A 509-nucleotide genomic window follows, 5' to 3' on the forward strand; every position below is an offset into this window, starting at 1 on the left:
GACATCGCGCGTCACGAAGCGCTGTCCGATCTCGGCTGGATCGTCATCCGGGTTACCGCCGACGACACACAGGGCGGAATTCTGCACCGAGTGGCCGCGGCCTGGGCCCGCCGAACGTGCTCTCAGGGCGGGAAAATCGCCTAAATCCCGCCCCCAGAGCACGCTCGGCGACGAGCCAAGGCGGCCCTAGCCCAGCGGTGCGCTCGGCGTGAACGCGACCGGCATCTTCTCCAGGCCGGAGACGAAGTTGGCCGGCCGCAGGGGCAGGTCGGCCTCCGAGGCCAGCCGCATGTCCGGCAGGCGCTGCAGCAGCCGGGTCTGCATGATGGACAGCTCCAGCCGGGCTAGCTGGTTCCCGAGGCAGAAGTGCGTCCCGAAGCCGAAGGCCAGGTGGTTGTTCGGATAACGCGCGATGTCGAATGATTCCGGATCGTCCGGTGATGGTCGCCCTCGTACTCGACGGCGAGATTGATGTCCTCCCAACCCATGTCGAGCACCGCTGCGAGTTC

1 protein-coding gene is annotated in these 509 nt (G+C 67.0%); it reads right to left on the reverse strand.

Annotation, left to right across the window (positions count from 1 at the left end):
* Nucleotides 1–186: 186 nt before the first annotated feature.
* Nucleotides 187–509: cytochrome P450 (locus A5704_RS28030; protein ID WP_231969351.1), on the reverse strand; the 323-nt coding region annotated here is incomplete at its 5' end.

The sequence above is a fragment of the Mycobacterium sp. E735 genome (assembly GCF_001666955.1).
In the GTDB taxonomy this organism is placed as follows: Bacteria; Actinomycetota; Actinomycetes; order Mycobacteriales; family Mycobacteriaceae; genus Mycobacterium.